This window comes from Anaerosacchariphilus polymeriproducens (assembly GCF_003363435.1).
Lineage (GTDB): Bacteria > Bacillota > Clostridia > Lachnospirales > Lachnospiraceae > Anaerosacchariphilus > Anaerosacchariphilus polymeriproducens.
Genome location: NZ_QRCT01000002.1, coordinates 59,755 through 66,246 on the forward strand (window position 1 = coordinate 59,755; position 6,492 = coordinate 66,246).

The window sequence follows — 6,492 nt, forward strand, 5'->3', positions numbered from 1 at the left end:
TCTTTCTTCTAATTTATTCTTTCAAATACCCTTAACTTAGAACTTTTTGATCTTTTGTTCCGTTCTATTTCTTCCTCTGATGGAATAATGGGTTTTCTTGTAATCACTTTTCCTTTTGGTTTTTTATTACACACACAAACCGGAAAATGGCTTGGACATGTGCAAGGATTTTCATTTTTTCTAAAAATAGTTTTAACGATCCTATCTTCTAAAGAGTGAAATGTAATAATACATATCCTTCCTTTATCATTTAGCAAATCAATCATTTCGTCTAATGTGTTTTGCAGAACTTCAAGCTCTCGGTTTAATTCAATTCGTATTGCCTGAAATGTCTTTTTGGCCGGATGTCCCATACCGGCTTGTACCCGCATAGGAATTGCTCCTCTTATTACCTTAATTAAATCTCCAGTAGTCTCTAACGGTTTCAATTCTCTAGCTTTTACAATATGTTTCGCAATGTTTTGTGCAAATTTATCTTCTCCAAAGTCTCGAATGAGCCGATACAAATCAGCCTGACTATATTCATTTACGATTTCTTTGGCGGTCATCTCTTGTCTTCTATCCATCCGCATATCTAATGGTGCATCTTCTTCCCTATAGGTAAAACCTCTATCTGATGTATCTAATTGATATGAAGAAACTCCTAAATCTAATACGATTCCATCCACTCCATAAATACCAATTCTATTCAGTTCCTTTTTCATTTCACTATAATTGCTTCTAATAATCGTAACTTTATCTTGAAATTCCTCTAGTTTTTTACCAGCAGCCGCAATTGCTGCATCATCTTGATCAATACCGTAAAATCTTCCTTTTTCGGACAGCCTCTTACAAACTTCATAAGCATGTCCACCACCACCTAATGTACCGTCTACATAGATTCCATCTGGTTTGATATTCAAATTTTCAATGGTTTCTGCTAATAATACAGATTGATGTTTAAATTCCATTTTCTTCTCCTTTTATATGCTTAATCCTAATTCCTCCATATGTTCTGCTATTTCATCCATATCATCATAAGCACTGTTTTCTGTCCATTTACTCTTACTCCAAATCTCAATTCTTCCTAAGACTCCGACTAGGACAACATCTTTTTCCAGTTCAGCAAATTCCCGCAAAACGGATGGTAATAAAATTCTTCCCTGTTTATCAATTTCACATGTCGCTGCTCCTGCCAAGAAGAAACGTGAAAATTTTCTCGCATCTTTGTTGGTAAGTGGTAGAGAGTGGAGCTTCTCTTCAAATACTTTCCACTCTTCTTGTGGGTACACAAATAAACAACCGTCCAATCCCTTAGTTACAACAAATTCTTCACCAAGCTTATCTCTAAACTTAGCTGGGACGATTAATCTTCCTTTGGCATCAATTGTGTGATTATATTCACCCATAAACATAGCAATCACCTGATATTCCAGTCGTTTTCGTTCAAATCAAAGATCGTATCAAACTTACTTTTATCCACTTCTGAGTTATCCACAAAGTTTTCCACTTATCCACCACTTTGAACCATTACGCACCACTTTCCTCCACTTTTAATACCATTCTACCCCACTTAATGAGAAATAGCAAGTATTTACTTCTTTTTTTAAGAAATTTCATTAACAAAAAAAGCACCTATTTATTCTCCATATTCTGGAAAATAAACAAGTGCTTTATATTTTTCACACTACTCATTAAATTGTCACTAACTATCTTAAGATCTATCCCCTATTCTTCTTGAACATATTGTATGTCTTGTGATATATTCCTCTATTAACTTGTCTAACTTCACGCTATAAGAATAGGTAATGTCAGCCGCTTTATTTGTCTCAATTGCTGTATCTAGCTGCATCCTCGCATCTTCAATTTCCTGAATCAAAATTGAATTAGCTATCTCCCGCATTTTCATCACCTCTCCCTTTCCTAATTAAATTCTTTCTAGTTATTCCAATTATTAATACTGCGACTGCAACAGTCACTAATGCTAAGAGTTGTGAAACAGGTATATTTAAAATTGGCAGTAATAATTGATCTGTTCTAAGACCTTCTATCCAGCTCCTCCCGATTCCATATCCTATTAAATACATTAGAAATATTTCGCCTTCAAATTTCTTATGTTTCTTATATATAAGTAACATGATCAATACACCTATATTCCATAATGATTCATATAAGAACGTGGGATGAACTTGAATGTAAGTAACATCACCAATATTCAAAATATTATTTTTCATCTCCTGTGTAATTTCATTACTTCTTACTGCATTAATTGGAAGCAACATTGCAAAAATACCATTTGTATAGTCTCCAAACGCTTCTCGATTAAAAAAATTACCCCACCTTCCTATTATTTGTCCCACCACTAATCCTATACAAGCAGTATCTGCCAGTTGTGGAAATGACAATTGTTTTATTTTGGAGAATATAAACACTGTAATGACAGCTGCAATGACACCCCCAAAGATAGCAAGTCCACCTTCTCTTATTTTAAATATTCGAATCAAATCATCTTTGTAATTATCCCAAGAAAAAAATACATAATATAACCTGGCACCGATTATAGAGAATATAACTATAAAAAATGCTAAATCCCAATATGTATCCGGATTTTGTCCCGTAGCTTTCGCCTCGTGCTGTACGCAAAATATCCCTATCATCATAGCAATTCCTATTATAATGCCATAATACGCAACCTCAATTCCAAATAAATTAATTGATTTACCTACATGTTCCAAATATATATTTAAATTCGGAAAATTAATATTCATGTCCATATGTAATACTCCTTAATTGGTCTCATAATGCGATTTCGTTCTGTCTCATTCGACTTAATCCTATTTTACCCTTTTCCATGGTAAAAATCAAACAAAACAAAACGTGAAGTTTTTCCATTTTTCGACTACAATGACCACAAAAACCAAAATTAAGCTCGCCATATTTTGCAAAAAAAGCGACTCAAAATGAATTGAATCGCTTTAATAATCTAATCTTCGCTAACTTTATTGAATTAAGCTGCAATCTCTAATTCTGTAGAATTTTTGCAGTAGATTCCTATTAAACTTAAAATTCCTATCACTACCTGATGACAAATCGAAACAATATACTTACAATCTTCCTTCACTGTCTTCTTCATTTTTAAATATTCTTCATGGGATTTTTTGATAAACTCACATATTTCATCAGAAGATTTAAATACTCTCATTCTCTGAAGATTTCTTTGCGCTTCCCCACTTTTTATATAAGAGCGCAATGAATATTTTAATTCTTTTTCATAGATACAATGGTCCTTTAACGATCCAGGAAATATATGATTATGAGGAAATGTAAAATAATCTGCTATAAAATGTATTACTTGACCCAAATCTCTGCAATAAACCCGCATATTATCTTGTGTAGTCCCAGTAGTAAGCCTCGCTATTTCGCTCTGCATTTTATCAAATGTTCCATTAAATTCATGCTTCATAGTAAAAAAAGATGGCTTACAATCCGGAAGAATACTTCCCAAGCAAAATGCTTTCCGGTGTTTCATTAACTCTTCTACTTCCATTTCTTTTACAATATATCTTGCTAATGAAATATGAGATTTTTTTCTCAATATAATATCCTCCGCTTTATAAATCAGGCTATATCCAACCCGTAGTTAAAATGATTTTTTTTAGTTACCAACATACTCATTGTACTTCCTGAATTATTTTTTTTCAAGTGCTATTTTCATCCAATTTATAAATTTAAGATAAAAATTTAATTAAGTATCTAAATACCTCCTTTAAAACATTAAAATTCTCTATAAAATGAAATAATTTTCAAAAAAATTAAGATAATCTAAAAGAGGAACATTCTGTATCTTCCCAATTGGTTGCATTGCTTCCTGCTATCCCAATATGAGAGGCACTACACTTCCAGCTATCATTATATTTACAATTAGCCGCCGTACATCTTACTTGCAAACGTTCACTTGGCTGGCCGGAAACGTTTGAATAAACATTACGCGCCCTCTCTACAAAACTCCTGCAACACGTTTCTTCTGTTCTATTGGCCTCATCGCCACCTACCTTTATTTCTCCTTTACAACAACGATTTTCTTCATTATACAAGCAGTTTCTAACACTACATTCTAAGTTTGTCATATTATAATGCTCCTTTCTTTTTTTGTAGTGTTTTACTTATTGGATAAAATTATTCATTAAGCTACTTATATGCGTGTGACTTTATGAATCCACCGATAACGGTTGACTCTCCAAGCAATGATAGGACATTTCAGAATTTGATCTACTTTTAAACAAAAAAATACAATAGTAGGTGATAAATCAAATACAAATGCAGATATTATTGCAGATGGAATAACAATAATCCACATAAAAAAATTGTTATTATACAATGGAAATTTAGTATCTCCTCCTCCACGAATGATTCCAACATCACAACACATCTGATAAGAAGTTCCAAGTGTCGTAATACTAAGGATCAGCATAAACTGTACAGCCAATTCTTTTGCATTTTCTGTAATAGAATATATTTGAAGTATAGGTATGCGAATTAAATAAATTATAATGCTGGTAATAATACCAAGAATAACAAATATTAGTTGAAATGTTTTCGTATTATCTTTAATTTCACTAAAATTCCCTTCACCAACTGTTTTTCCCGTTATAATCCCTGCTGCACCCGCGGCACCATATATAATAACGGTTACAATCTGTACCACTGTTATGGCAACACTATTTGCAGCAATTGCAGTTGATCCCATATGACCCAGAATAGAGGTCTGAACCATCTGAGAAATTCCCCACAACCCCTGAGTCACTAAAATAGGCAGAGAAACTTTAATATAATCACTGATAAAACTAGTATCGCTCCAAAATAATTTTTTAAAGCTCAAATTTAATAGATTTTCTTTATATTTTAAATATAGAATTACTATAAATAATTCAACAATCCTGGATATTAATGATGCAATTGCAGCTCCTCTTATTCCCAACTGTGGAAATCCAAATCTTCCATAAATTAATACAGAATTCAGAATAATATTAATACATAAAGTAGATGCAGAAATAATATATCCTATTTTTACAATAGCTATGGAACGTAATGATGCAACCAACATATTGGTTAATGCAAAAATCACATATGAGAAACAAATGATTTTAATGTAGGAAACTGCTTCCTGCAAAACAGCTTGATTGTTAGTTAGCAGCTGTAGTATATGTATCGGATAAAAAAATACGAATAGAAATAATATACTACTGATCCCAACACCAAATTTGAGAGCAGCTCCAATAATATGGGGGATTGGTTCCAAATTTTTCTTTCCCCAGTACTGAGACCCCAAAACAACGACACCTACTCCAACTCCTTCCACTAACATCTGCAGTAAAAACTGAATCTGATTACAAAGAGATGCTGCAGACATTGCAACTTCACTGTATCTGCCTAGCATAACATTATCTGCCATATTGATAGAATATGTTAATAAATTCTGAAGTGCTATACTAAACATTAGAGTAAAAAAAACTTTATAAAAACTTCTGTTTTTAACCATGAGCTATTCCTCACCAAACTCTTTTTTCATTCTTTCTACATCTAATGAGGAACGAATGGTTTTTATATGATTCTCCATTACAGAAAATGCAATATCTTCCTTCTGTTCAGCAATTGCTTGATAAATTTTTTCGTGAAATTGAATTGCTTCTTTATATTCTTCTCGATTCATAACATATTTATCATCATACAAATGACTGTTCTGTCCTACACTTCTTACCGTATCAAGCATTTGATACAAAAATGAATTATGCGTTGCAGCCGCAATCCCCATATGAAAATCATTATCGTCTAATAACACTTCTTGTTTGGTTCCTATACCATCAAAAAACATCAATGCCGTTTTTGAATGTCTTCTCATAGCCTGCCTTATTCCCTTCAAATCATCATCCTTACGATTACGGGCAGCAAGCTTGGCCACTTCTGCTTCTAAAATAATTCTGGCTTCAAAAATTTCATCGATTAAAGATTTACTTAGAAGTGTATATGTTTTAAAATTTTTCCCTAGATATTCCGGATTATATTCTTCAATAAAAGTTCCCCCACCTTGCTTTACCGAAAGTATCCCCATAGTTGAAAGGGCACATATTGCCTCCCTCAAAGGAATTCTGCTTACTCCCAGTTGCTGTGCAAATTCTCTTTCACTGGGCAGACGATCTCCGCTTTTCCATTCTTGATCCTCTATTTTCTTTAGGATATAATCAATAATTTGTTCGCTTGAACTACTTTTTTTAACAATTCCCATTTCCTTCTCCTTTCATTGGTAAGCTGGTATTACCATTTTACTTTTTTCTTTCTTTTTGGTCAATAGAAAAAGGGGCTGTGAAAAAACGAGTGATCATTTTTTCATGGCTTCTTTTTTCTGACCATAAGATATTGTGTTCTTAAAAAAGGGTATAAAATCCCCTTACTATTAAGTAATAGCAAATTTTTTACTATGCGATTTTTTTGCATCGCATCTGTTTATTATGATAT

8 protein-coding genes are annotated in these 6,492 nt (G+C 32.8%); all 8 read right to left on the reverse strand.

Going from position 1 to position 6,492, the window contains the following annotated elements:
- Nucleotides 1-8: 8 nt before the first annotated feature.
- The 8 genes from rsmH to DWV06_RS00300 all read right to left on the reverse strand — a co-directional run bounded on the left by rsmH (nucleotide 9) and on the right by DWV06_RS00300 (nucleotide 6,262).
- Entirely contained in the window at nucleotides 9-950 is a 942-nt protein-coding gene (gene rsmH / locus DWV06_RS00265) for a 16S rRNA (cytosine(1402)-N(4))-methyltransferase RsmH (protein WP_115480177.1), read from the reverse strand.
- A 12-nt stretch (nucleotides 951-962) separates the two neighbouring features.
- Nucleotides 963-1,394: a division/cell wall cluster transcriptional repressor MraZ gene (gene mraZ, locus DWV06_RS00270; RefSeq protein ID WP_115480178.1), complete on the reverse strand. Its 432-nt coding sequence runs from the start codon at nucleotides 1,392-1,394 to the stop codon at nucleotides 963-965.
- 299 nt (nucleotides 1,395-1,693) lie between these two features.
- Nucleotides 1,694-1,882, reverse strand: coding sequence for an aspartyl-phosphate phosphatase Spo0E family protein (locus DWV06_RS00275; protein WP_115480187.1), 189 nt, complete (start codon nucleotides 1,880-1,882; stop codon nucleotides 1,694-1,696).
- Nucleotides 1,866-2,753, reverse strand: coding sequence for a prolipoprotein diacylglyceryl transferase (gene lgt, locus DWV06_RS00280; protein ID WP_115480179.1), 888 nt, complete (start codon nucleotides 2,751-2,753; stop codon nucleotides 1,866-1,868). The genes DWV06_RS00275 and lgt overlap by 17 nt, the downstream gene beginning before the upstream one ends.
- 233 nt (nucleotides 2,754-2,986) lie before the next feature.
- Nucleotides 2,987-3,574: a zinc dependent phospholipase C family protein gene (locus DWV06_RS00285; RefSeq protein ID WP_115480180.1), complete on the reverse strand. Its 588-nt coding sequence runs from the start codon at nucleotides 3,572-3,574 to the stop codon at nucleotides 2,987-2,989.
- Nucleotides 3,575-3,791: 217 nt separating this feature from the next.
- A complete protein-coding gene (locus DWV06_RS00290; protein WP_115480181.1) occupies nucleotides 3,792-4,106 on the reverse strand; it encodes a DUF1540 domain-containing protein in 315 nt (104 codons plus the stop codon).
- 65 nt (nucleotides 4,107-4,171) lie between these two features.
- The gene (locus tag DWV06_RS00295) at nucleotides 4,172-5,518 is read right to left on the reverse strand and encodes an MATE family efflux transporter (protein ID WP_115480182.1); all 1,347 of its coding nucleotides are present in this window, start codon (nucleotides 5,516-5,518) and stop codon (nucleotides 4,172-4,174) included.
- A 3-nt stretch (nucleotides 5,519-5,521) separates the two neighbouring features.
- Nucleotides 5,522-6,262, reverse strand: a complete 741-nt coding sequence (locus tag DWV06_RS00300; protein WP_115480183.1) for a FadR/GntR family transcriptional regulator — start codon at nucleotides 6,260-6,262, stop codon at nucleotides 5,522-5,524.
- Nucleotides 6,263-6,492: the final 230 nt, after the last annotated feature.